19 protein-coding genes are annotated in these 23,057 nt (G+C 61.0%); 17 read left to right on the top strand and 2 right to left on the bottom strand.

The window, feature by feature from the left end:
- Position 1: 1 nt before the first annotated feature.
- The 17 genes from rfbB (at position 2) to CAL12_RS26935 (ending at position 18,599) form a co-directional block, all read left to right on the top strand.
- Positions 2–1,072, top strand: coding sequence for a dTDP-glucose 4,6-dehydratase (rfbB, locus tag CAL12_RS27015; RefSeq protein ID WP_086067430.1), 1,071 nt, complete (start codon positions 2–4; stop codon positions 1,070–1,072).
- Complete coding sequence (gene rfbD / locus CAL12_RS27010) at positions 1,069–1,986, top strand: dTDP-4-dehydrorhamnose reductase (protein WP_086067429.1); 918 nt, start codon at positions 1,069–1,071, stop codon at positions 1,984–1,986. The genes rfbB and rfbD overlap by 4 nt, the downstream gene beginning before the upstream one ends.
- A complete protein-coding gene (gene rfbA / locus CAL12_RS27005; protein ID WP_086067428.1) occupies positions 1,983–2,879 on the top strand; it encodes a glucose-1-phosphate thymidylyltransferase RfbA in 897 nt (298 codons plus the stop codon). The genes rfbD and rfbA overlap by 4 nt, the downstream gene beginning before the upstream one ends.
- Complete coding sequence (gene rfbC, locus CAL12_RS27000; RefSeq protein ID WP_086067427.1) at positions 2,876–3,433, top strand: dTDP-4-dehydrorhamnose 3,5-epimerase; 558 nt, start codon at positions 2,876–2,878, stop codon at positions 3,431–3,433. Before rfbA ends, rfbC begins: the two co-directional genes overlap by 4 nt.
- Positions 3,430–5,385, top strand: coding sequence for a glycosyltransferase family 2 protein (locus CAL12_RS26995; RefSeq protein ID WP_086067426.1), 1,956 nt, complete (start codon positions 3,430–3,432; stop codon positions 5,383–5,385). The genes rfbC and CAL12_RS26995 overlap by 4 nt, the downstream gene beginning before the upstream one ends.
- Before the next feature lie 12 nt (positions 5,386–5,397).
- A complete protein-coding gene (locus CAL12_RS26990; protein WP_086067425.1) occupies positions 5,398–6,828 on the top strand; it encodes a UbiA family prenyltransferase in 1,431 nt (476 codons plus the stop codon).
- Complete coding sequence (locus CAL12_RS26985; RefSeq protein ID WP_086067424.1) at positions 6,828–8,144, top strand: FAD-binding oxidoreductase; 1,317 nt, start codon at positions 6,828–6,830, stop codon at positions 8,142–8,144. The genes CAL12_RS26990 and CAL12_RS26985 overlap by 1 nt, the downstream gene beginning before the upstream one ends.
- Positions 8,141–8,884, top strand: a complete 744-nt coding sequence (locus CAL12_RS26980) for an SDR family oxidoreductase (RefSeq protein WP_086067423.1) — start codon at positions 8,141–8,143, stop codon at positions 8,882–8,884. The genes CAL12_RS26985 and CAL12_RS26980 overlap by 4 nt, the downstream gene beginning before the upstream one ends.
- 16 nt (positions 8,885–8,900) lie before the next feature.
- Positions 8,901–10,409: a hypothetical protein gene (locus CAL12_RS26975; protein WP_086067422.1), complete on the top strand. Its 1,509-nt coding sequence runs from the start codon at positions 8,901–8,903 to the stop codon at positions 10,407–10,409.
- Positions 10,406–11,344, top strand: coding sequence for an NAD-dependent epimerase/dehydratase family protein (locus CAL12_RS26970; protein ID WP_086067421.1), 939 nt, complete (start codon positions 10,406–10,408; stop codon positions 11,342–11,344). The genes CAL12_RS26975 and CAL12_RS26970 overlap by 4 nt, the downstream gene beginning before the upstream one ends.
- 1 nt (position 11,345) lies before the next feature.
- On the top strand, positions 11,346–12,656 hold the full coding sequence (locus tag CAL12_RS26965; protein WP_086067420.1) for an NAD(P)/FAD-dependent oxidoreductase: 1,311 nt from the start codon (positions 11,346–11,348) through the stop codon (positions 12,654–12,656).
- Positions 12,653–13,048 carry a GtrA family protein gene (locus CAL12_RS26960; RefSeq protein ID WP_086067419.1) on the top strand — a complete coding sequence of 132 codons (396 nt, stop codon included), beginning with the start codon at positions 12,653–12,655 and terminating at the stop codon, positions 13,046–13,048. Before CAL12_RS26965 ends, CAL12_RS26960 begins: the two co-directional genes overlap by 4 nt.
- Before the next feature lie 98 nt (positions 13,049–13,146).
- On the top strand, positions 13,147–14,262 hold the full coding sequence (locus CAL12_RS26955) for a DegT/DnrJ/EryC1/StrS family aminotransferase (protein ID WP_232464643.1): 1,116 nt from the start codon (positions 13,147–13,149) through the stop codon (positions 14,260–14,262).
- A gap of 5 nt (positions 14,263–14,267) precedes the next feature.
- Positions 14,268–15,275, top strand: coding sequence for a glycosyltransferase family 2 protein (locus CAL12_RS26950; RefSeq protein WP_086067417.1), 1,008 nt, complete (start codon positions 14,268–14,270; stop codon positions 15,273–15,275).
- Positions 15,272–16,225: a WxcM-like domain-containing protein gene (locus tag CAL12_RS26945; RefSeq protein ID WP_086067416.1), complete on the top strand. Its 954-nt coding sequence runs from the start codon at positions 15,272–15,274 to the stop codon at positions 16,223–16,225. The genes CAL12_RS26950 and CAL12_RS26945 overlap by 4 nt, the downstream gene beginning before the upstream one ends.
- Positions 16,222–16,605 (top strand): GtrA family protein, encoded by a 384-nt coding sequence (locus CAL12_RS26940; RefSeq protein WP_086067415.1) that lies wholly within the window; start codon positions 16,222–16,224, stop codon positions 16,603–16,605. Before CAL12_RS26945 ends, CAL12_RS26940 begins: the two co-directional genes overlap by 4 nt.
- Positions 16,602–18,599, top strand: coding sequence for an ArnT family glycosyltransferase (locus tag CAL12_RS26935; RefSeq protein WP_157793140.1), 1,998 nt, complete (start codon positions 16,602–16,604; stop codon positions 18,597–18,599). The genes CAL12_RS26940 and CAL12_RS26935 overlap by 4 nt, the downstream gene beginning before the upstream one ends.
- Before the next feature lie 16 nt (positions 18,600–18,615).
- Here CAL12_RS26935 and CAL12_RS26930 read toward each other — a convergent pair whose 3' ends face one another.
- Complete coding sequence (locus CAL12_RS26930; protein WP_086067413.1) at positions 18,616–20,523, bottom strand: hypothetical protein; 1,908 nt, start codon at positions 20,521–20,523, stop codon at positions 18,616–18,618.
- A 22-nt stretch (positions 20,524–20,545) separates the two neighbouring features.
- On the bottom strand, positions 20,546–23,053 hold the full coding sequence (locus CAL12_RS26925) for a rhamnan synthesis F family protein (protein WP_086067412.1): 2,508 nt from the start codon (positions 23,051–23,053) through the stop codon (positions 20,546–20,548).
- Positions 23,054–23,057: the final 4 nt, after the last annotated feature.

Raw genomic sequence — 23,057 nt, 5'->3', positions numbered from 1 at the left:
TATGACGATACTGGTGACAGGTGGCGCGGGCTTTATCGGCGGAAACTACGTACTGGATTGGTTCGCGCAAACCGATGAAGCGCTGATCAATGTCGATAAATTGACCTACGCGGGCAATCTCGAAACCCTGGCCACGCTGGCCGGCCAGCCGGGTTATACCTTCGTCAAGGCCGATATCGGCGACCGCGACATAATCGGCCGATTGCTGCGCGATCACAAACCGCGCGCGGTGGTCAACTTCGCAGCCGAATCGCATGTCGACCGCTCCATCGACGGCCCAGGCGAATTCATCCAGACCAATGTCGTCGGCACCTTCAATCTGCTCGAGAGCGTGCGCGGATATTGGTCGACGCTGCCGGAAGCGGAAAAAGCCGCCTTCCGTTTTCTGCATGTGTCGACGGATGAAGTCTATGGCTCGCTGGAGCCATCCGACCCGCCTTTCGCGGAAACCAACGCATACGAACCCAACAGCCCCTATTCGGCGAGCAAGGCCGCGTCCGACCATCTGGTCCGGGCATGGCACCATACTTATGGCTTGCCTGTCCTGACGACGAATTGCAGCAATAACTATGGCCCTTATCATTTTCCCGAGAAACTGATTCCGCTGGTTATTCTGAACGCCGTGAACGGCAAGCCGCTGCCTATCTACGGCGACGGCCAACAGATCCGCGACTGGCTGTATGTGAAGGACCACTGCTCGGCCATCCGAACCGTGTTGGCGGGCGGCAAGCCCGGCGAGACCTATAACGTAGGCGGCTGGAACGAGAAGGCGAACCTGGATGTTGTCAGGACGATCTGCGGGATTCTCGATGAGTTGAAGCCGCGCGCCGACGGCGCGTCCTACGCGCAGCAGATCGCTTTCGTGAAGGACCGCCCGGGACATGACCGCCGATACGCCATCGACGCGCACAAGATCGAGCGGGAACTCGGCTGGAAGCCCGCGGAAACCTTCGAGACCGGCATCCGCAAAACGGTGGCCTGGTATCTGGAGAACACCGAGTGGACGGCCAACGTCCAGAGCGGCGCCTACCAGCAGTGGCTGGACAAGAACTACACGGGCCGGGAACAGTGAAGATACTGCTGCTAGGCAAGAACGGTCAGGTCGGCTGGGAGCTGCAGCGGGCGCTCGCGCCGCTGGGCGAGCTTGTTGCCCTTGGGCGGGAAGCCATGGATGCCGAAGGTCATACGCTACGCGGTGACTTGGCTGACCTGGACGGCCTGGCCCGGACTGTGCGCGCGGTGCGGCCCGACGTTATCGTCAATGCCGCGGCCTATACGGCCGTCGATAAAGCCGAATCCGACGTGGAACAGGCGGAGTTGCTGAATGGCCTGGCACCGGGCGTGCTCGCGCGCGAAGCTGCCGCGATGGGCGCGCTGCTCATACATTACTCCACCGACTATGTGTTCGACGGCTCCGGTGCGAGGCCGTGGACCGAGACCGATGCCACCGGGCCGGTCAGCGTGTATGGGCGCACCAAGCTCCAGGGTGAACAAGCCATCGCGGCCGCGGGGTGCCGGCACCTGATTTTCCGCACCAGCTGGGTTTATGCCGCGCGCGGCGGCAATTTCGCCAAAACCATGTTGCGGCTGGCGGGCGAGCGTGACGCTTTATCCGTCATCGACGACCAGAAGGGCGCGCCGACCGGGGCGGACCTGATCGCCGATGTCACGGCGCATGCCATGGTGCGCGCGCTTCGCGAGCCCGCGCTTTGCGGTCTCTACCACTTGGTCGCCGCCGGCGAGACATCCTGGAACGAATATGCCAGGCTGGTCCTGAGCGTGGCCTTGAAACGCGGCTTCGAACTGAAGGCAACGCCGGACAAGGTAGCCCCGGTGCCAACCAGCTCCTACAAGACGGCCGCCCGTCGCCCCCTGAATTCACGGCTGGACACCGCTAAGTTGCGTGGCGCTTTCGGTGTGTCCCTGCCTGCCTGGCAGTCGGGCGTCGAGCGCATGATCGCTGAAATTTCCGAGAACAAACCATGACCGTCCAACGACAACGCAAAGGCATCATCCTCGCCGGTGGCTCCGGTACCCGGCTCTATCCGGTCACGAAGGCTGTGTCCAAGCAGTTGCTGCCTATCTATGACAAGCCGATGATCTATTACCCGCTCGCGACATTGATGCTTGCGGGATTACGCGATATTTTGATCATCTCCACCCCGCAGGACACTCCCCGGTTCCAGCAATTGCTGGGGGACGGCAGCGAGTGGGGCATCAATCTGCAATATGCCGTGCAGCCCAGTCCTGACGGCCTGGCGCAGGCGTTCATCATAGGCAAGGATTTCCTGGACGGCGCACCGTCGGCACTGGTGTTGGGCGACAACATCTTTTATGGACATGACCTGCATGTCCAGCTGGAAGGCGCCATGAAGCGCGATGAAGGCGCGACGGTGTTTGCGTATCACGTGCACGATCCGGAGCGCTATGGCGTGGTCGATTTCGACACTTCGGGGCGGGCCACGTCGCTGGAAGAAAAGCCCAAGCAGCCCAAATCCAATTACGCGGTGACCGGCCTGTATTTCTACGACAGCCAGATCATCGACATTGCGGCCAATCTCCAACCGTCCGCGCGCGGCGAACTCGAGATCACCGATGCCAATCGTATCTATCTGGAGCGGGGCCAGCTGTCCGTGGAAATCATGGGCCGCGGCTATGCCTGGCTGGATACCGGAACACATGAAAGCCTTATCGAGGCCAGCAATTTCATTGAAACGATAGAACACCGCCAGGGTCTGAAAGTGGCGTGCCCTGAGGAAATCGCCTATCGCCAAGGTTTCATCGACGCGGCGCAGCTGGAAAAGCTTGCGCTGCCATTGGCAAAGAACGGCTACGGGCAATATCTTATGCGGCTGTTGAAGAACGAGGTTCGTACGTGAAGATCACTCCCACCGCCATCCCTGATGTTCTGGTCATCGAGCCGCGAGTATTCGGCGACGATCGCGGTTTCTTTTTCGAAAGCTTCAATCGGCGGCAATTCGCCGAGGCTGTCGGCCGCGATGTCGATTTCGTACAGGACAACCACTCCCGTTCGGTACAGGGTGTCCTGAGGGGATTGCACTACCAAATTTCGCAGGCGCAGGGGAAGCTGGTGCGAGCGGTGATAGGCACCGTGTATGACGTGGCGGTCGACGTGCGCAAATCGTCGCCTACCTTCGGCCAATGGGTCGGCGAAACCCTGAGCGCGGAAAACAAGAAAATGCTGTGGATCCCTGAAGGATTCGCGCATGGGTTCCTGGTGCTGTCCGACACAGCGGACTTCCTGTACAAAACGACCGATTATTACGCGCCGCAGGCGGAGCGCACCATTGCATGGGACGACGCCTCGTTGTCCATCCAGTGGCCTCTCGATCAGCTGCGGGGCGCCGAAGTCCGACTGTCGGACAAGGACAAGCTGGGATTGAAGCTGGCCGACGCCGACCTCTTTGAATGAACCGAGCGACTCAAGCAGGCAATCCGTGGAAGGACAAGCTGCTCAAACCACTGCGGCTTGTGACGTCGTTGCGGCGCGGCCTGCGCCAACTGGGAGGCGCACGCAATGTCATGCGCAAGGCGTGGGCCATGTATCGCCGCGACGGCGTGGCTGGCATTCGTCAAGGCCTGACGTTCATCAGCACCCTCGTGTCCGGTCGTTCGTCGCTGGACAGGAACAACTACGAAAAATGGGTCGCGCGTTATGACACCGTGACCGACGAGACGCGGCAGGCCTTGACGGCTGCCGTGGCGCGGATGCCCCTGCGGCCCACCATTTCGGTGCTGATGCCGGTTTACAACCCCGACCCGAAGTGGTTGGTGGCCGCGATAGAGTCCGTTCGCAAGCAGATCTATCCCGATTGGGAATTGTGCATCGCGGATGACGCGTCCGGGGATCCACGCATCCGCGAAACGTTGGAGCAATACCGGGCCAAGGATGCACGCATCAAGATCGTGTTCCGGGATCGCAATGGACATATCTCCGCCGCGTCCAATTCCGCGCTGGAATTGGCAAGCGGCGAATGGATATGCCTGTTCGATCACGACGACCTTCTGAGCGAGCACGCGCTGTTTTGGATCGCCGAGGCCATCGCCACGCATCCTGGCGCGGGACTGGTGTATTCCGACGAAGACAAGATCACGGAAAAGGATGAGCGGCGCGAGCCGCACTTCAAGCCGGACTGGAACTACACATTATTCCTGTCCTATAACCTGATCAGCCATCTTGGCGCGTATCGGACCGCCGCAGTGAAGGCTTTAGGTGGTTTCCGTCTGGGTTACGAGGGCGCTCAGGACTACGATCTCGCCTTGCGCTATGTGGAAACGCTGCGGCCGGAGCAGATCATCCATGTTCCCCGTGTTCTCTATCATTGGCGCATCCATGCCAGCAGCACCGCGCAGGCGGGGGATGCCAAGCCTTATGCGCTGGTGGCGGGCGAAAAAGCGCTGAACGACCATCTGGGCCGCATCGGCGTGCGCGCGCGGGCGACGCTGCAACCGCGTGGCTACTATCGGGTTCGTTATGACCTGCCGGAAACGTTGCCGCTGGTATCGCTGATTATCCCGACTCGCAATGGCGAGTCTTTGGTGCGGCAATGCATCGACAGCATCCGCGAGAAGACGCGGTATTCGAACTACGAGATCATCCTGGTAGACAACGGTTCGGATGATCCCGCGGCGCTGCGATATTTCGGCGAGCTGGCGCGAACCGATGGCGTCACCGTTGTGCGTGACGACAGACCTTTCAACTATTCGGCATTGAACAACCAGGCCGTGGCCATGGCGCGCGGCGAGTTCGTCGCGCTGGTGAACAACGATATCGAAGTCATTTCGCCCGATTGGCTCGGGGAAATGGTGTCGCTGGCCCTGCAACCCGGCATCGGCGCCGTGGGCGCGCGACTGCTTTATCCCAATAACCTGCTGCAACACGGCGGCGTGATTTTGGGATTGGGCGGGATTGCCGGCCATGGCCACAAGCATTTCCCGCGCAATCATCCTGGGTATTTCTATCGTGCGATCCTGACGCAGGAAATGTCCGCGGTCACCGCGGCCTGCCTGCTTGTGCGCAGGCAGATTTACCAGGAAGTCGGCGGGCTGGAGGAAAACAAACTGTCGGTGGCCTTCAACGACGTGGACTTTTGCATACGCCTTCGTCAAGCGGGATATCGAAATGTCTACGCCGGCTATGCCGAGCTGTACCACCATGAGTCCGTCACGCGCGGCTTTGAAGATACCCCCGAGAAAAAGGCCAGGTTCAAGGCCGAATCGGAATACATGAAATCCACGTGGCCCGGCATCCTGGCCGCAGACCCCGCATACAGCCCCAACCTGACCCGCGACTACGAGGATTTCTCCTATGCGTGGCCTCCCAGGATTGCGGCCACGCCGGTCATTCCTTCGCCGCACGGGTGAATGATGTCTGAAATGAAGAAGCCTGCCCATGTCGTTGTGGACCTCGACGGCACGCTGGTGCTCACGGACATGCTCGTGGAGAACCTGTTCCTGTTCCTGCGGATGTATCCGTTGCGGGTATTCGCGCTGTTCGGGTGGCTCCTGAAGGGCAAGGCCTATTTCAAGACGCGGCTGGCGGACGCGGTGCTGCCTGACGCGACGCGCCTGCCCTATAACGAAGCCGTGGTGTCGTGGCTGCACACGCGGCGCCGGGAAGGGGCGAAGCTGGTGCTGGCTACCGCATCCGATCATCGCATTGCCCGACGTGTCGCGGATCACCTGACCTTTTTCGACGAGGTATTGGGCACCGATACCAATGTGAATCTGTCGGCGTCCCGCAAGCGCGATGCGCTGGTCGCACGGTACGGTCCGCGCGGTTTCGAGTATGTAGGCAATGCCACGCCGGACCTGAAAGTATGGGAGGCCGCCTCTCGCATACACGTGGCCAACGCGGGACGCGGCGTACTGAGTGCGGCGAGCAAGCTGGGCACTGTCGGCGAGGTGTTCGATAACCGTCCGCGCTATTTCAAGGTGCTGGCGAAGGCGCTGCGCGTACACCAGTGGGCCAAGAACGTTCTGGTGTTCGTACCTCTGGTTGCTTCGCACAAGGTCTTCGACGCCCGGATGTTGCTGGAAGGGGCTGTCGCGTTCCTGGCCTTCAGCCTATGCGCTTCCAGCGTCTATCTGCTGAACGATCTGCTGGATCTGCAGGATGACCGACTGCACCGCAGCAAGCGCTTCCGGCCGCTGGCTGCTGGTTCCATGCCTATCATGCACGCATTGGTCATCATGCCAGTGCTGCTGGCGGGGGCCGCGCTAATGGCTGTCATCCTGCTTCCGTGGCAGTTCCTCGGCGTTCTCGTGGTGTATTACGTGCTGACGCTGGCGTATTCCTTGCGCTTGAAGCGGGTCGTGATGCTGGATGTCGTCACCCTTGCCATGCTGTACACCGTGCGCGTGATCGCCGGCGCGGCTGCCCTGGCGCTCCCGCCCACGTTCTGGATCCTGGCGTTCTGCATGTTCATCTTCCTGAGCCTGGCCTTCGTCAAGCGCTACACCGAATTGCGGGATGCGCGCCTGGAAGGTCGTGTGCAGAAGGCCGCGGGACGCGGCTATTACCCGTCCGACTTCGAACTGCTCGCCGCCCTGGGCGGCGCGGCGGGATATATCTCCGTGCTGGTTCTGGCCTTGTACATCAACGACGCAAGCCATTGGGAGCTGTACCGTCATCCGGAATGGATGTGGGCGGCCTGCCCCCTGCTGCTGTTCTGGCTGAGCCGGGTCTGGCTTCTGGCCCACCGAGGCGAGATGCATGACGATCCCATCGTCTTCGCATTCCGCGACCGGCTAAGCCGATGGGTCGGGGCCTTGTTTCTGCTGTCCTTCGCGGCGGCGAGCTTCTGATGGCGGCGCGCTTGTCCTGGGGGCGTTATCCGCGGCGGCCGCAGGCCGCGGATGCGCCTTCCTGGCCCTGGGAAATAGCGCCCCTGCTGGCGCGCCACGTCGAAGGCGCGGTGGGCCGCACTCTGGCGTACGGCTGTGGCCGCAGCTACGGCGATTCCTGCCTGGCCGAGTCCGATCGCGTCATCGCCATGCGCGGCCTGGACAATTTCATCGAAGCCGACTGGAATACCGGCACGGTGTTGGCCCAGGCTGGCGTCACCCTGGCGGAACTGATCGACCTGGGCTTGCCGCACGGTTGGTTCCCGCCAGTCACGCCCGGCACCAAGTTCGTGACATTGGGCGGCGCCGTCGCCAACGACGTCCACGGAAAAAACCATCACGTCATGGGTACGTTCGGCCAGCACGTCCGCCGTATCGTATTGGAGCGCAGCGACCGCGGCCAGGTGATCTGTACCCCTGAGCAAAACGCCGATCTCTTCTCGGCGACGATAGGCGGACTGGGCCTGACCGGGATCATCCAGGCGGTCGAGCTGCAGCTGCGTCCCGTCGGTTCCGGCATGATTGCGCAGCGGTCGATACGGTTCGGCGCGCTGGACGAGTTCTTCGCTCTCAGCCGGGAATACGATGCCGCCCACGAATATACCGTCGCGTGGATCGACTGCCTGGCCACCGGACGCGCCATGGGACGCGGCCATTACATAACCGGGGACCACGCCCCTCGCGGTTACCGGCTTCCGGCGAGGCCTGGACGCCTCTCCATGCCCGTGGACCCGCCTTTTTCGCTGGTGAACGGGCTGACGCTCAAGGGATTCAATTCCTTGTATTACCACCGGCAGCGGCGGCGGGAGCGACGTTCCTTGGTTGGATACGATCCGTTCTTCTATCCGCTCGACAAGCTGTTGCACTGGAACCGCATGTATGGGCGGAGCGGTTTCCAACAGTATCAATGCGTTGTCCCGGCGTCCGGCGCGGAGCCGGTGATCGGCGAGATACTGCGGGAGATCGGCCGTAGCGGCATGGGATCGTTCCTGGCGGTGTTGAAGCAATGCGGTCCGGCGCTATCGCCTGGATGGATGTCTTTTCCCATGCAGGGTGCGTCGCTGGCGCTGGATTTTCCGCAGCGCGAACCGTCGATCGGCCGCCTCTTCGGCCGATTGGACGCCCTGGTGGACGAGGCAGGCGGAAGGCTATATCCCGCCAAGGACGCCCATATGAGCGCGGCACATTTCAAGCGGGCCTATCCCGCCTGGGAAAGGGTGGAAGCGGTGCGCGATCCCGTATTGATGTCCCACTTCTGGAAACGTGTGGCCCTATGAGTCTGAATATTGTCATCGTCGGCGCAACCTCCGCGATCGCACAGGCGGTCGCCCGCCGCTACGCGCGCGAGCAGGCCTCTTTCTTCCTTGTCGCGCGCGATCGGCAGAAGCTCGATCTGGTCGCCTCCGACTTGCAAGCGCGCGGCGCGGCGCGGGTTCAGACCTATTGCATGGACGCGACCGACTACGCGGGCATCGAGGCCATGTGCATGGCCGCCTGGCAGGCCCTGCCGCCGGTGGACGTAGCCTTGGTTGCGCACGGCACGCTGCCGGACCAGGCGCGAACCGAAACGGACTGGGAATATGCGTTGAAGGAGTTTCGGACCAATGGTGAAAGCGCGATCGCATTTCTGGGTGCGCTCGCCAATCGCTTCGAGTCGCAGGGGCGAGGCGTACTCGCGATCATCGGGTCTGTAGCGGGCGATCGCGGACGAGGCAGCAATTATCTCTATGGCGCGGCGAAGGCGGCCATCGACGCATATGCGTCCGGGCTGCGCGCCCGCATGTTCAAGGTTGGCGTGCACGTACTGACCATCAAACCAGGCTTCGTAGCGACCCCCATGACCGCGGGACTGGACCTGCCCGCGAAGCTCACCGCGCAACCGGACAAGGTCGCCGCCGACATCGTTCGCGCCATCGCCCGGCGCAAGGATGTGCTTTATACGCCGGGGTTCTGGCGCCTGATCATGACAGTCATCCGGTCGCTGCCGAGCTTCATTCTGAAGCGAAGCAATCTGTGATCCTGCCTTGCACGCAATGTATCGACACGACAAATCACGAAACCCCTATGTCACGCCGCTGACTCTGCTGGGGTTCGCGCTCCTGCTCGTGGGCGCGCGCTGGTGGCTGATTCAGCATTACGGCAGTTCCGTGCCGTTCTGGGATCAATGGGATGGCGAGGCCGCAACCTTGTACGGACCCTACGTCAAGGGCGACCTCAGCTGGGCCATGCTCCTCGAGCCGCATAATGAACACCGTATCCTTACCACGCGGCTTTTTGCGCTGGGCCTTTTCATCGTCAACGGGTCGTGGAATCCACTGCTGCAGATGATCCTGAATGCCGTGATCGTCGTCGGGACGCTGGTGTTGCTGCTTTTTTTCCTCAATCAGGCACTTTCGCAATGGCAGCGCTGGGCTTTGCTGGTTTTTTGCCTGGTCCTGTTCTGCATCCCGTACGCCTGGGAGAACACGCTGGCGGGCTTTCAGACGCAGTACTACTTCAATCTGCTTTTCAGCTTCGTCGCCCTGTGGCTGCTGGTGGGAAGCGCGTCATTCTCCCGCGCGTGGTGGATAGGGCTCGGCTTTGCCATGCTGGCATGCCTGTCCCTGGCGTCGGGATTGTTCTCGCTGGCGGCTGCCGTGCCCGTCACGGTCGCCCAATGCATATGGGGTCGGCGTCGCAAGGGGACCGGTGCAGCGGCCACGCTGCTGCTCGCGGCACTGTTCGTGATTGGTTATGGTCTCACGCCGGACGTTGCTCAGAACGCCGAGATGAAAGCGCACTCCATACCGGAGTTTCTGCATGCGCTGAAGGTTGGACTTAGCTGGCCTGGAAAGTCGCAGATCCTGATCGCCGCGATTCTGCAGATCCCCGCCGTAGCCTATCTGGTGCTGCAATGGCTTCGGCGCCGGGAACCCGTCGCGGCGGTGCATTGGTTCCTTATCGCGTTGATCGTGTGGGTATGGGGCCAGGACATCAGCTTGGCCTACGGCAGGTCCGGCGTGGTGCGCAGTTCGCGGTATCTTGATCTATACGCGATCGGCTTGTTGGTCAATTTTGTTTGTTTGATGTGGTGCTTGGGGCAAGCCAGGTGGCGGCACGCGGTTCGCGCCGCGGTCTGCGTGCTCTGGGTCATTTACGTCTCCTTCGCCATGTACAAGCAATCTGGCCGTATCGAGGAGCAATTGGCGGACAAGCTGACAACGAGCACGACCCAGTTGAGCAACGTGAGGGGATACCTGCAGACGGGCGATAAAAGCTTCCTGTTCGGCAAGGCGCTGCTCGATATTCCGTATCCCAGGCCGAGCCGCCTGCAAGGCTTGTTGGATGATCCCGCCATACGAAGTACCCTCCCGGCTGCGGTAATGCCGGCCGAAAATAGGTCAAGCCACGTCGGCCGGCTGGATCCGCTGGTGCAGACGCTACTTAAGCACTCATATGTCGTAATGATCATAGGGGCGCTGGCGCTCCTTGCAGCGTGCGTGTCGAGAGTGCGCGAGAACAATAGGCCGGGGGTATCCCGGCAACCTGGGAAGACTGAATGAAAACGGAGAAAATCGTTCTGCCGGGCGGCGCGGGTCTGGTGGGCCAGAACCTGGTGGCGAGGCTGAAGGCGCGCGGCTACACCAATATCGTCGTATTGGACAAGCACCGGGCCAATGTCGAAGTATTACGGCGCGTGCAGCCCGATATCGTCGTCGAGTTCGCGGACATCGCCGAACCAGGCACATGGATGCGCCACATCGAGGACGCCGCTGTCGTCGTCATGCTGCAAGCACAGATCGGTGGAAACGACTATCGCGACTTCCAGCGCAACAACGTGGATTCCACGCGGTTGGTGCTCGAAGCAATCAAGGCGGGTAGCGCCCCCTACCTGGTGCACATTAGTTCCTCGGTAGTGGAATCGGTGGCCGATGATTTCTATACGCGCAGCAAACGTGAACAGGAACGACTGGTGCTGGATAGCGGCATCCCTTGTCCCGTCCTGCGCCCAACGCTGATGTACGGTTGGTTCGACCGCAAGCACCTGGGCTGGCTGGCTCGTTTCATGAAAAAGACACCCGTGTTCCCGATTCCTGGGGATGGGCGCTTCATGCGACAGCCGCTCTATGCGGGCGATTTCTGCGACATTATTATCAGCTGCATCGAGCAACGGAAAGGCGCCGGGATATTCAATATCTCTGGGCAGGAATACATCGACTATATCGATATCATCCGCAATATCAAGCGGGTGACCGGTGCACGCGCGGCGATTGTCAAGATACCGTATGGACTTTTCCATTTCCTGCTGAGGACCTGGGCAATCTTCGATAGCAATCCGCCGTTCACCACCCAGCAGTTGGAGGCCCTAGTCGCCAAGGACGAGTTCGAGATCATTGATTGGCCTGGTATTTTCGGCGTCCGATATACGCCATTCGCGCAGGCCATTGACGAAACCTTCAACGATCCTCGCTACAGCCAGATCGAATTGGAGTTTTGACATGAGCAGCGGAGCGGGCAAGCGTATCGCGGTGTTGGGAGCGGGCCCCATGGGCTTGGCGGTGGCATACCAGTTGGCCAAGGACGGCTATAACCCCGTCGTGTTCGAAGCCGATGACCGCATAGGAGGTATGACCGCCGCTTTCGATTTCGACGGGCTGTCCATCGAGCGTTATTACCATTTCCATTGCACGTCGGACATCGCCTTCCTGCAGATGCTGGGAGAGCTTGGCCTGTCCAGCAAGATGCATTGGGTCGAGACAAAGATGGGGTATTTCTATCAGGGACGTGTGCAGCCCTGGGGGAATCCTTTTGCGTTGCTGCGTTTCAAGGGCTTGGGGATGATCGCCAAGTTCCGCTACGGCTTGCACGCATTCCTGTCAACGAAGCGCAATGATTGGCGGCCTCTCGACAAGCTGGAGGCGACAAGCTGGATAAAGCGCTGGGTGGGCAAGGAAGCCTACGAGGTGTTGTGGCGCAAGCTTTTCGATCTCAAGTTCTATGATTACGCGGAAGGCCTGTCCGCCGCCTGGATATGGAGCAGGGTGCGCAGGATCGGGCGATCACGCTATAACCTGTTCCGTGAAAAACTCGGCTATCTGGAGGGCGGCTCCGAGACGCTGCTTCGCGCCATGCGCGCTGCTATCGAAGCACACGGAGGCGAGTTCCGGCTGGGCGCACCGGTGACGCGCGTCGTGCTGTCGGAAGGCCGCGTGCAGGGGCTTGAAAGCAAAGGCGAGTTCCATGCCTTCGACACGGTGGTCAGCACCGTGCCTCTTCCCTTCGTCCCGCGTGTCATCCCCGACCTGCCGGCCGATGTGCTCCAGAAGTTCAGGGACATCCGGAATATCGCGGTGGTGTGCGTGATCGCGAAGCTCCGCAAGCCGGTATCCCGAAACTTCTGGTTGAATACCAACGATCCCGGAATGGACATCCCGGGCGTCGTCGAATACAGCAATCTGCGTCCCCTGAAAGATACCGTGGTCTATGTGCCGTTCTATCTGCCGGGCGAACATCCCACCTATCAGGACCCTGATGAAGTCTTCCTTGCGAAGGTGCGGAGCTACCTGAAGAAAATCAATCCCGATCTGACGGACGAGGACTTCATCGCCATGCGGGCTAGCCGCTACCGGTACGCCCAACCGATATGCGATCCCGGCTATCTGGACAAGCTTCCGCCGGTCGCCTTGCCGATTGCGGGGCTCTTCGTAGCGGATACCTCCTACTACTATCCCGAGGACCGGGGCATCTCGGAGAGCATAGGGTTCGGTCGCAATATGGCGAAGATGGCCGAAGGCGCGGGCGACGCATGAGGCAGTTGCTGGGCAGTCCATTCGGCCGCTTCCTGATCGCGGGAGGCATCGCCGCGGTTGCGAATTACGCGTCACGTTTCGCATTCAGCGTCTGGCTGCCCTATGCGTGGGCCATCGTGTGCGCGTATATCGTCGGAATGATCGTTGCGTTCGTGCTCATGCGTACGCTGGTCTTTCACGCGCATGGCGGACGCCTCTTGCCGCAGGTGGTCAAGTTCACCATCGTCAATCTGGTTGCGGTATTACAAACGCTGGTGATCAGTATCGCGTTGGTGCGCTGGGTGCTGGGACCGCTTGGAGTGCCGCATGCGCAAGCGGTCGCTCATTTGGTCGGCGTGTTGTTCCCTATCGGCACCAGCTACATCGGGCACAAGTTGGTAACGTTCAGGTAGTTTGCCGCCGGCCATCGCGTATCAAGCGGATATAATCTGCGCCGTTCGTGTTTAGCGAATCAACGTTTTCTATACGGTCCTTCACTGGACACTGATTCATGGGGTACAGCGGTATGAGCGGCAGGATTATGGTGAGCGATCTCCATCGCCAGACCTCGGCATTGCGGCAGGATCTTCTGTCGGCAATGACGTCGGTGCTCGACAGCGCCTGGTTTGTCCATGGCAAATCATGTTCGGAGTTCGAAGCGCGCTTCGCGGAATACTGCGGTACGGCCCATTGCGTTGGCGTCGCGAATGGCACCGATGCGCTTGAGATCGGCTTGCGCTCCATGGGCGTGAAAAGCGGAAGCCGTGTCGCCACCGTTGCCAATGCCGGTTTCTACACCAGCACGGCACTATTGGCCATTGGTGCGCATCCCGTGTATGTCGATGTGGACCCGCATACCATGTTGATGGACCTGCGGCAGTTGTCCGAGGTGCTCGATAGCACGGATCTGAATGCGGTGGTCATTACTCACCTGTACGGCCTGATGCACGACATGCCCGCGGTCCGCCGGCTTTGCGACGCAAAGGGGGTGCGGGTTCTGGAAGACTGCGCGCAGGCGCATGGCGCGGCAACCACGGGCGGCAAGGCCGGCAGTTTCGGGCACGCGGCCACCTTCAGCTTCTACCCGACCAAGAACCTGGGTGCGATCGGCGATGGAGGCGCGGTCGTTTCCAATGACGCGGATATCGCTGCGGGTGCCCGTACATTGCGTCAGTACGGTTGGGACAAGAAATACCACGTCGCCCACACGGGCGGGCGGAATAGCCGGCTCGATGAGATGCAGGCCGCCATCCTTGCCGTGAAGCTGGCGCATCTGGACACCTGGAACGACCGGCGTCGCGCCATCGCCGGTCATTACACGGACCGCATCAAGAATCCGCGCGTGACTTGCCCTCCGCTACGGGGAAGCGAGTATGTAGGCCACCTGTACGTAGTGCAATGCGGTGATCGGGACGGATTGCGGGCCCATTTGGACAAGGCGGGCATCGCCACCGACATCCACTATCCGCTGCCCGATCACCAGCAGGCGGCCGTCCGTGAACACATGCGCAGCGTTTCGCTGCCCGTGACCGAGCATCTGGCGCGGCGGCTAATGACCATCCCGCTGTATCCCGAGCTGACCGACCCGGAAATCGACCGTGTTGTGCAGGCAGTCAACGACTGGTAGCCGCTATGTACTCGGTGATCATCCCTGTTTATAGGAATGCGGAATTCATTCCGGATCTGATTTCGGAATTCAGCCGCATTTCGGCGATCGTCGCCGAGCGCTTCGGTCTAGTCACAGAGTTCATCTTCGTCGTCGATCACAGCCCGGACAACAGTTACGATCTGCTCCGCGATGCCTTGCCTGACGCGCCATTTCCGTCCCAGTTGGTGCTGCATGCACGCAATTTCGGCTCGTTTGCCGCCATCCGGACCGGCCTGCAGGCCGCGAGAGGCGACTACGTCGGTGTTATCGCGGCCGACCTGCAGGAACCTCCCGAGCTGCTGGTGGAATTTCTGGCGGCCCTGGTCAGCCAACAGCACGACATCGTAATCGGCGTACGTGAGGCACGCGAAGATCCACCGATGAGCCGTTTCGCGTCCAACATGTTCTGGGACTTCTACCGGCGCTGGATCGTCAAGGAAATCCCGGAAGGCGGCGTGGACGTGTTTGGTGCGAATCGCCGCGTTCGCGACGAGCTACTGAAACTGGAAGAGTCGCATTCATCCCTCGTCGGGTTGCTTTTCTGGATTGGTTTCCGTCGGCACCAGATCACGTATGGGCGTCGAAAGCGCATGTATGGCAAGAGCGCGTGGACGCTGAGCAAGAAGATCAACTACCTGATGGATAGCATCTTCGCCTTCACGGATCTGCCCATACGGCTGATGACCATTCTCGGCTTCGCCGGTACGGCGGTCGCGCTGGTCATGGGCATCGTTGTGACTTTGCTCAAGCTGGTCGGCGATCTGCCCGTGCCCGGATATGCCGCCACGATAGTACTGATCGGATTCTTCGGGGCCTTGAATACCCTCGGCCTGGGGTTGGTTGGGGCCTATGCCTGGCGGGCTTACGAAAACACCAAGCGGCGTCCTCTCGCCGTCATCCAGGGTTGCCGTTCCTACGAGGGCAGCGAACCTCGCGCCGCCTTCACGCCAAATCCGTCCGCATCCACAGCAATCTCGGAATCGACATCATGACCGCTCCGTTCGTTCATCCTAATGCCTTGTGCGAGTCTCCCAATGTTGGAGAAGGCACGCGTGTATGGGCGTTCGCCCATGTCCTGCCGGGCGCCCGGATTGGGAAGGACTGCAATATATGTGACGGGGTATTCGTCGAGAACAAGGTCGTCATTGGCGATCGTGTCACGATCAAATGCGGCGTGCAGGTGTGGGATGAAGTGACGCTTGAAGACGACGTCTTCATCGGGCCTAACGCGACGTTCACGAACGATCTGTTCCCGCGTAGCCGGGTATGGCCGGAGTCGTTCGCCCGGACCATCGTCCGTGAAGGCGCATCCATTGGCGCCAATGCCACCATCTTGGCTGGGAATGAAATCGGCGCGCATGCAATGGTGGGGGCCGGCGCGGTTGTTACTCGCTCCGTCCCGCCCAACGCGATCGTCGCGGGCAATCCGGCGCGCATCATGGGCTACGTTGGAAGCCGTGGCGGTGAGAATGCGCTGCCGCAAGCCGAGCCGGCGTTCCCCTTGGCGGAAGGTGTGACACCCATCGGTGTCGGCGCAGCGAGCCTGCATAACTTCAAGCTCGTTTCCGATATGAGGGGTGCGCTTTTCGCGATGGAGTTCGGTCAGCATATTCCATTCATGCCCAAGCGGCAGTTCACGGTGTTCAGTGTGCCTACCCAGGAAGTGCGTGGCGAACATGCCCACAAGGTGTGCGAGCAATTCCTTGTGTGCGTGTCCGGGTCCTGCCAGGTTCTGCTGGATGACGGCGTCAATCGCCGGGAAGTGACCCTGGACAAGCCCAACCTCGGCGTCTATATGCCCGCGATGATATGGGGTACGCAGTATCGCTATTCTTCGGACGCGGTGCTGATCGTGTTCGCGTCGCACCATTACGACTCCAGCGACTATATCCGCAACTACGAAGAGTTTCGCGAGGCGGTCGCGGCACAGAAAGCTGAATGAAGTCGCAATTCCTCCGCTTCCTGGTAGGAGGCGGCATCAACACGGCCGTGACATACGTGTTGTTCCTGGCGCTTGCGTCGTTCATGCGTACCTCGGTGGCTTACACCATCACGTATGTGTTCGGTATTGCGCTTTCCTATGCCATCAACATCCTGTTGGTGTTTCGGCGCCGGCCGTCCGTCGCGACCGCCGCCATGTATCCTGCGGTGTACGGCCTGCAGTATCTCTATGGCCTGCTCATGCTGTCCTTCCTGATAGACAGGGTCGGCATGACGAAGCAGGTGGCGATGCTCGTCGTCATCGTCACCAGTATTCCTTTGACATTTGCCGCGACGCGTTTGCTGCTGCGCAAACGTGATAACCATCGAGATACCCCATGACCTTTGTTTCCCATCGCGCCGCGACAACGACCGCTTACGGCGAGACAATGAGTCCTGACGGTATGCGCAACGACTCCGCACTTAGATGGCTGGCGGCGTTGCTCGTGACCGCTATCGGTTGCACTCTGTTGATCATGCAATCGCTCAAGAGCGGCGCATTGTCATTGCCGCCCGTCTATGACGACAGCTCCTACTTCAGCGACGCCGCGCGGCGGCTGGTCCTGTTCTACCGATTCGGCCTTCATGAGCTGGTCTCCTACACCGTGGCGGCGCCGCCGCATGGGCCACTTTCGACGGCCCTGGCATTCTCGGGATTCGCTTTATTCGGAATAGAACCCTGGGCAGCCGTTGCCGCGAACAGCATTCTTCTCTTCTTTTTCGTCCGACTCTTCTACTGGATGGCGGCGCCGCTTCCTCTGCGCGAGACGACGCTGCTGGCGATCGCTTTCCTGGCCGCGCCGTTTTTCAGCATGACGGTCCTCGAATGCCGGCCGGACATGTACTGCAGTCTCTTCATCGCCGTTGGCACGCTTGGGATGGTGGTCCGTGACTGGCTCGGTCAGCGACGCGTGCAGGTCATCGCCGGCCTGGCGTTCGGCGCGGCGCTGTGGGCGAAGCCTACGGTCTTCCCCTTGACGATCGCCTTGTTCATCGCCGCGATGTTCTTTGCTGCCCTACCTGCCTTGCGGCGCCGTGAATGGCGCGGCGTGATTCGCGCGGGTGCGGTGACGATGGGCGTTGGTTTGCTTTTGGCCGCCCCGTACTACGTTTTGGCGTGGCGCCACGTGGTGGACTACATCTGGACGACCGCTTTCGGGTCCGAAGCGGCGATCTGGGTGCAACCCCTGCCTTTCCTTGCCGGTGTCCTTTACTACCTGACCGGCCCCACCGGCGCCGAGTCGTTGGGTCCCTGGCTGTGGCTGGGCGTGGGCATCGGTATAGCGGCCTTGTTGATCCTGTTGTCACGTCGTCACCGTTCCATGGCAATGACGGCCGCCCAGGTGGTCGCGATCGTCGTGATCGCTTATCTCGCCGTCACCATTCCCTCATTCAAAGGGCCGCATGGGCTGCCATTCGCCGCGGTCTTCCTTTGCGCAGCCGCCTTGGCGGCGGTATTCGTCGCGACGGCCCTGCCGCGGATCGCCCGCCTGGTCTTCTGCGTGCTGCTGGCCGGCTTATCCATCAGCCAATTCCACTGGCGCGCGCCGCAGCCTTACGGCAATCCCGATCCGTTGTATGGCGCCAGTCGCTGGGAAATGGTCCATGAGGCCTTCCAGGCGATGGACCACAATGCTGTCGGCAAGACGATCCTGCTAACCACCTCCGCTGTGTTCGTGAACCCGACCATCCTCGAGATCGAGTATTTCCGGCGCGGTTTGATGCCGCCGAGAAATATCGAGATCCAGCGATCGGGCGATCTGCGTGAGCACGAAAGCTACATCCGTCGTGCCGACATGGTTTTCGCGGTGTCTCCGGATTTCAAGGAGATCTTCCCCAACCTGCCCACCGCCAGCCCCGAATTTCGCGCCAGTGAAATACGGTTGATCGAAGCCAGTGGGCTCTTCTATCCCCCTGTGCGCATCGCCGATCCCATAGGCGGTGGCGAGGTGTTGATTTACCGCCGGCCCGAGGATGTGCTCCAGGACTTTTCCTCGGTGGAAAACCTGCGCAATCCCGAGGGCCCTTATCCAAAGTGGGAGCTGCCACGCGTCCGGTGGGGCACGGGCAGCGAAACGCGGATTCATGCCTCCGGCCGACCCGGTAGCCGCGCCGAGCTCGTCGTGCGCGCGCGAACCGTGCCCGTCGCCAATCAAACGCTATCCGTCCTTGTGAATGGCGAAGAACGGATGGCTGCGTCCAAGCTCAGCTATGAGTTCCAGGGCTATATCGTCCCGTTCGCCTATGACGACAAGGGCAGGGCCGATATCGAGTTGCGCTATGGCACCCCGGCCTCGGAATCGGCGCTGTATCGTTCATTGTGGATCAGGCAGTAGGCGACGCGCCGACGGGTCACGGGTTGACCGCGTAGAACTTCACGGTATAGCGGTCATCCCATTGCGACTCGCCGTATTCGGCGACTACCTGCATAGCCGTCACCCGTTTACCCGCGAGTGCCGCTGGCGCGCGATAGACGTTTTCGAAGTCTTCCCCGCTTTCGACCAACGGCGAGAGCACGAAGCCCGCTGCGCCCATGCGCGATACCAAGCGATAATCGCGTGCCGTACCGTCTTCCAGTCTGACACGGATTCGTAGCGGGGAGGGCCGGTAAAGCTGAGCAATGACCTTGCCCTTGAGCGTATTTTGGATCTGGACCTTCACATAAACCATGTCTGCCTTGGGCACGTCGACCCATTGGCCCTGCGCAGCGGTCAGATCGGTCAGCCCGGTATACACCGGTGGTTCGAAGGTGGTCTTCTTGCGTAAGTAGGAAAACAGTCCTGACCGACTGACGAATTCGTAGCGCGCGAAAAAGATTGGCCAGCTGGGGCCATCGTCCAGCGAGGGATAACGTCCGTCCAGCGAAAAAATGCGTATGGCGATGTTATCCGGCGCGCCGTCGCCAGCGACGTGCTGCGCATCCAGTTCTTCCAGCGACTCCGTGTAGGCCGAATAGCTTTGCAGTACGGGACGCGGCGCCCACTGATTCCGCGTAGCCAGAAGGTAGGCTTGATCGAACGGATAGACGTCGGTGGTCCCCTGCATCAAGGGGATGTTGCCTTCAGCTCGCAGCACGCCGAGCGCGCGCTCGAAATGGCGTTCAAGCCGTTCGGGATCCTTTAACCGCAGACGCACGCCCGTAGGTCCCGACCGATACACTTCGGCCATGCGCCAGTAGGTGTGTTGCACGGGTGGGCCGATGTAGGCTTTGATGCCGATGACGACGCCGCCGATCGCGATGACGGTGGCTACGGGAATCAGTATTCCGCCCACGACCGTGCGTGCAAGTATTGCGGCCAATAGCGCGCCGGTCAGCGCGATCAACGCGTGGCCGTCATGCCGTACGAAACCTGCCTTGAAGCCGAGGAAGAGATAGAGGGCGAATACCAACGCCAGATAAAGACGGGCCAGTAGCGGGAGCCGCCCCGCGGTGAATAGCGCGACCAGGATCACCAGCGTGGACGCGACGTAGACATACTTTTCGTTGGTGCCTCCCGGCGCCGGGAAGATCATGGCTTCGGTATACCCGGAAATGATCGGAACCATGTTCCAGAAGTACCCAGGCAGCGCCTGGAGTGGCTGTCCGGCGCCCGTCCACAATAGGACCATGGAAATTAGCGGCGACAGGATGGATATGACGGCGATTCCCCGACGCCTGTGTATCAGCGCGTATAGAAAGGAGAGCGCGGATACCGCCACGCAGAGCGGCAGCATGGAACCTTTGACCAGGGGGATCAGCCCCAGCGGCGAAAACAGGAGGATGACCGGGACAACCGAGCCCCGCGTGGCAGCCGGGCGATCTGCGTCGTCGAGGTGCGGGGTCACCAGACGGTAGGCCAGCAATGCCACCATCAGCGGATATGCGAAGAACAGAGCGTCCGTCAAATACATCGCGCCCGCGAACAGCACGATCAGCAGAAGCCGCCACACCACGTTGATACGCCGCGTCAGCCAGACCAGCAGTCCGATGAAGCACACCGCCAGGTAGGCGCTGCCCGCGAGCATGCGGGTGTCCGTGGCGGGATGGTACATCTGGGTGTACAGCGAACCATATGGACCGAAGGTGAAGATCAGGTCCTTGCCGAAAACGAAGTGCCGGGCCACTGCCTCGTTGATGGCATAGCGCCATGACGGATCGAGGGAGGGCCCCGGCATTCCGGGTTCGAACGGGATCATCAGGCAGGCCAGCGTGTACACGAGCACGACCAGCGTGGCAGTGCGCAGGGTCCTGTACAGGTACGGTGTGCGGCGTATTCTCATTCTGCTGCTTTTCAATGAGTGATTAACGATTCGATTTTCCCCATCGCGTGACCGCGATCCTCTTTCCAGCGTTCTTCACAACCAAAGGCAGCAGGCGCTCCAGGGCATGCAGCATCGATCCGTCATAGCCCAACGGTTCGGGAGGATAGTCGTCCCATTCCAGTTGCAGATCCAGCAACGCGCGCAGCGCATCCGTTCTCGCCCAGAACATGGTTCCAACCGGGAAATTGAACTCGCTCGGGAGTTGCGTGATACCCAGGCGCGCCGCTAGCAGCTCGGCATGCGGCCTGTTCTTATCCCAGCCTATGCAGCCGGGATTATCCGGGAATATCATGCCGAGCTCCGGATCCGTGGCTAGTCTGCCCACGATGCGATCCGCGATGCGATGGGCGCCGCCGAGCACGTTCTCGAAGAGGAAGTCGGTCCACTTTTCGCTGACGCTCACGTCGGCGATGTCTACGGTCTTCTTGGTGTGTACATGTCCGAAGATGTCGTACCCTTCACGAAGCAAGTCGCCGAATTCCGTCAGCATCGGACCGATATCCCTGCCCCGGTTCGGTACGACCGCCACGCGTGCCACCTTGCCACGGTACGCCTGCAGCTCACTGGCCATTTGTCCGCATAAGCTCTCGTCAGGGATGCTTATCAGTAGATCGGGCAGCGTGGTATTGCCCTCGAGTGCGCGCAGTATGGCTGGCAGCATATCGGCGTAATACACGTGCAGGTGCAGTGCGATCCGCGTCCCCGCGGGCGGCACCGTCAAGGGGCTATGTTCGGTGATTACCCGGGTTGTCCAGGGACCATCGGGACGGCCGCCCTCGATGTAGTGCAGCAGCGGATCCTGCGTCGCGCCGGACGGCATTCCTTCTTCTCGGTAAACACCAGGATGGAAGCCGGGGAATGGCTTGCGGCGTGATATCCCGGAGGTCCAGCAGCGAATGTGGAAATTCGCTACTTGTTCCTGGGACAGATACATGACGGTAGGCGGCAATGCAAATGTCGGATCCAGCAACTGCGCTTTCGCGATGCGTTGCGCCTGCTCGCGTTCGGCGTCGAGTTCCGCCCGCCGAATCGCCGCCAGGTCCTCCAATTGCGTGACATACCGGCGCATGTCGAAGCGCCGCTGGCTGATTGCCTGCAGCGCCGCCCCAGTCGCAGCGCAGTATTCAGCGTCGCGTGCGAAGGCCAAGGCCTTGTCAGCCATGTCATGGACGTCCAGATATGCTGCAACGCAACGGTCGCCTAGTCCTTCGTCCGCCAATACATCGGCCAGGCCAGTTGTCTGGTCGAAACAGACCAGGGGGATGCCCCGGCTCATGACGTCGAGCGCGACGTTCGGCAAGGGATCCAGGCGCGAGCTGAGCAGCAGCATATCGGCGACGTCGTAAGCGACCTCGATATCCGGCGTTTCGGGAAGGATGGTCAGCCGTTCCTTCAGGCCCGACCGCTTTATCTGGTCCACCAGGTAAGCGGAATATTCGAAATCGTCCGCAGGGCGGAAATTGGGCCCGATCCAGACGAACCGGTAATTCGTGGCCACGTCGAGCGCGACCATGCGATGGGCCGCAGCGATGAACAGTTCCACGCCCTTGCGCAGCTGTACGGTTCCCAGTCCCAGGACGACAAACTCGTCGCCGCGTGGCGTCTGGCCGAGGATGGCTCGCTTGAGGCGTTCGCCCTCGCCGGTCGGCATCTGGTCGCCGGTCCCCCGTGGTGGGAGCCGGCACAGCCCCTGAGGAATAATTTCGCGCCGGCACTTCGCGACAGCCGGCTCGTCCTCAAGCGCGTTCTGCAGGGTCAGGCGTGTAGAAAACACTAGTTGCCCGGACCATAGCGCGGCGCTTTCGAAGAGACCACGCGGTCTTGTGTAAGCCGCGAACTCATGTATCAGGGGTACGTTGGGAATATACCGTCCTGCCAGAGCCGCACACACGGCGGTGGACACCACGCTGTTAGTTATCGCGAAGCGTAGCGGCACCTGTTGAAGGATTTCGTCGAGGACGGAGTCGGCGATCTGCGGCGCCAGGATGATGTTCCGAAACGGCCCCACGACGGCTGCTCCGATCCGCGTGAATTCGTCGGCCAAGGGCCCACCACCCAGAAGCAGCACCACCACGTTATAGTGCGACGTCAGTTCGGCGGCCAGGTTCCAGCTCAACACCGGCGCACCCGTCAGGGAAGCTTCGTGTGAAACCACCAGCACGCTATCGCGGTCGCGTCGAAGGCGCTGGAATCCTGGGGTGGAGCCGAGACGTAAGGGTGCCGCAATGCGACCCTCAGCCTTACCGTGTGCCAGATAATGCTGGTAGGGGTCGATGCCGCTGGCCGCCACATCGGGATTGTGCTTGAGGTAGTACGAACGGTCGAAGTCGTCGATGTCAGCAGCCCGGATGGACCCGCCCCGCCCTGGCGGCCTGCCCAACAGCCGCCTGAGGCCCGCTGCGTATCGCCCTAGAACCCGTCGGACGCCGCCGCCGGAGGGGCGAAGATCCGCGCTGTTGCCGATGCGTTCGGCCTTGTTGTCGTCCATTTGA

The sequence above is a fragment of the Bordetella genomosp. 8 genome (assembly GCF_002119685.1).
Taxonomy (GTDB): Bacteria; Pseudomonadota; Gammaproteobacteria; order Burkholderiales; family Burkholderiaceae_B; genus Bordetella_C.
This window is presented reverse-complemented; position numbering and strand designations above follow the sequence as displayed.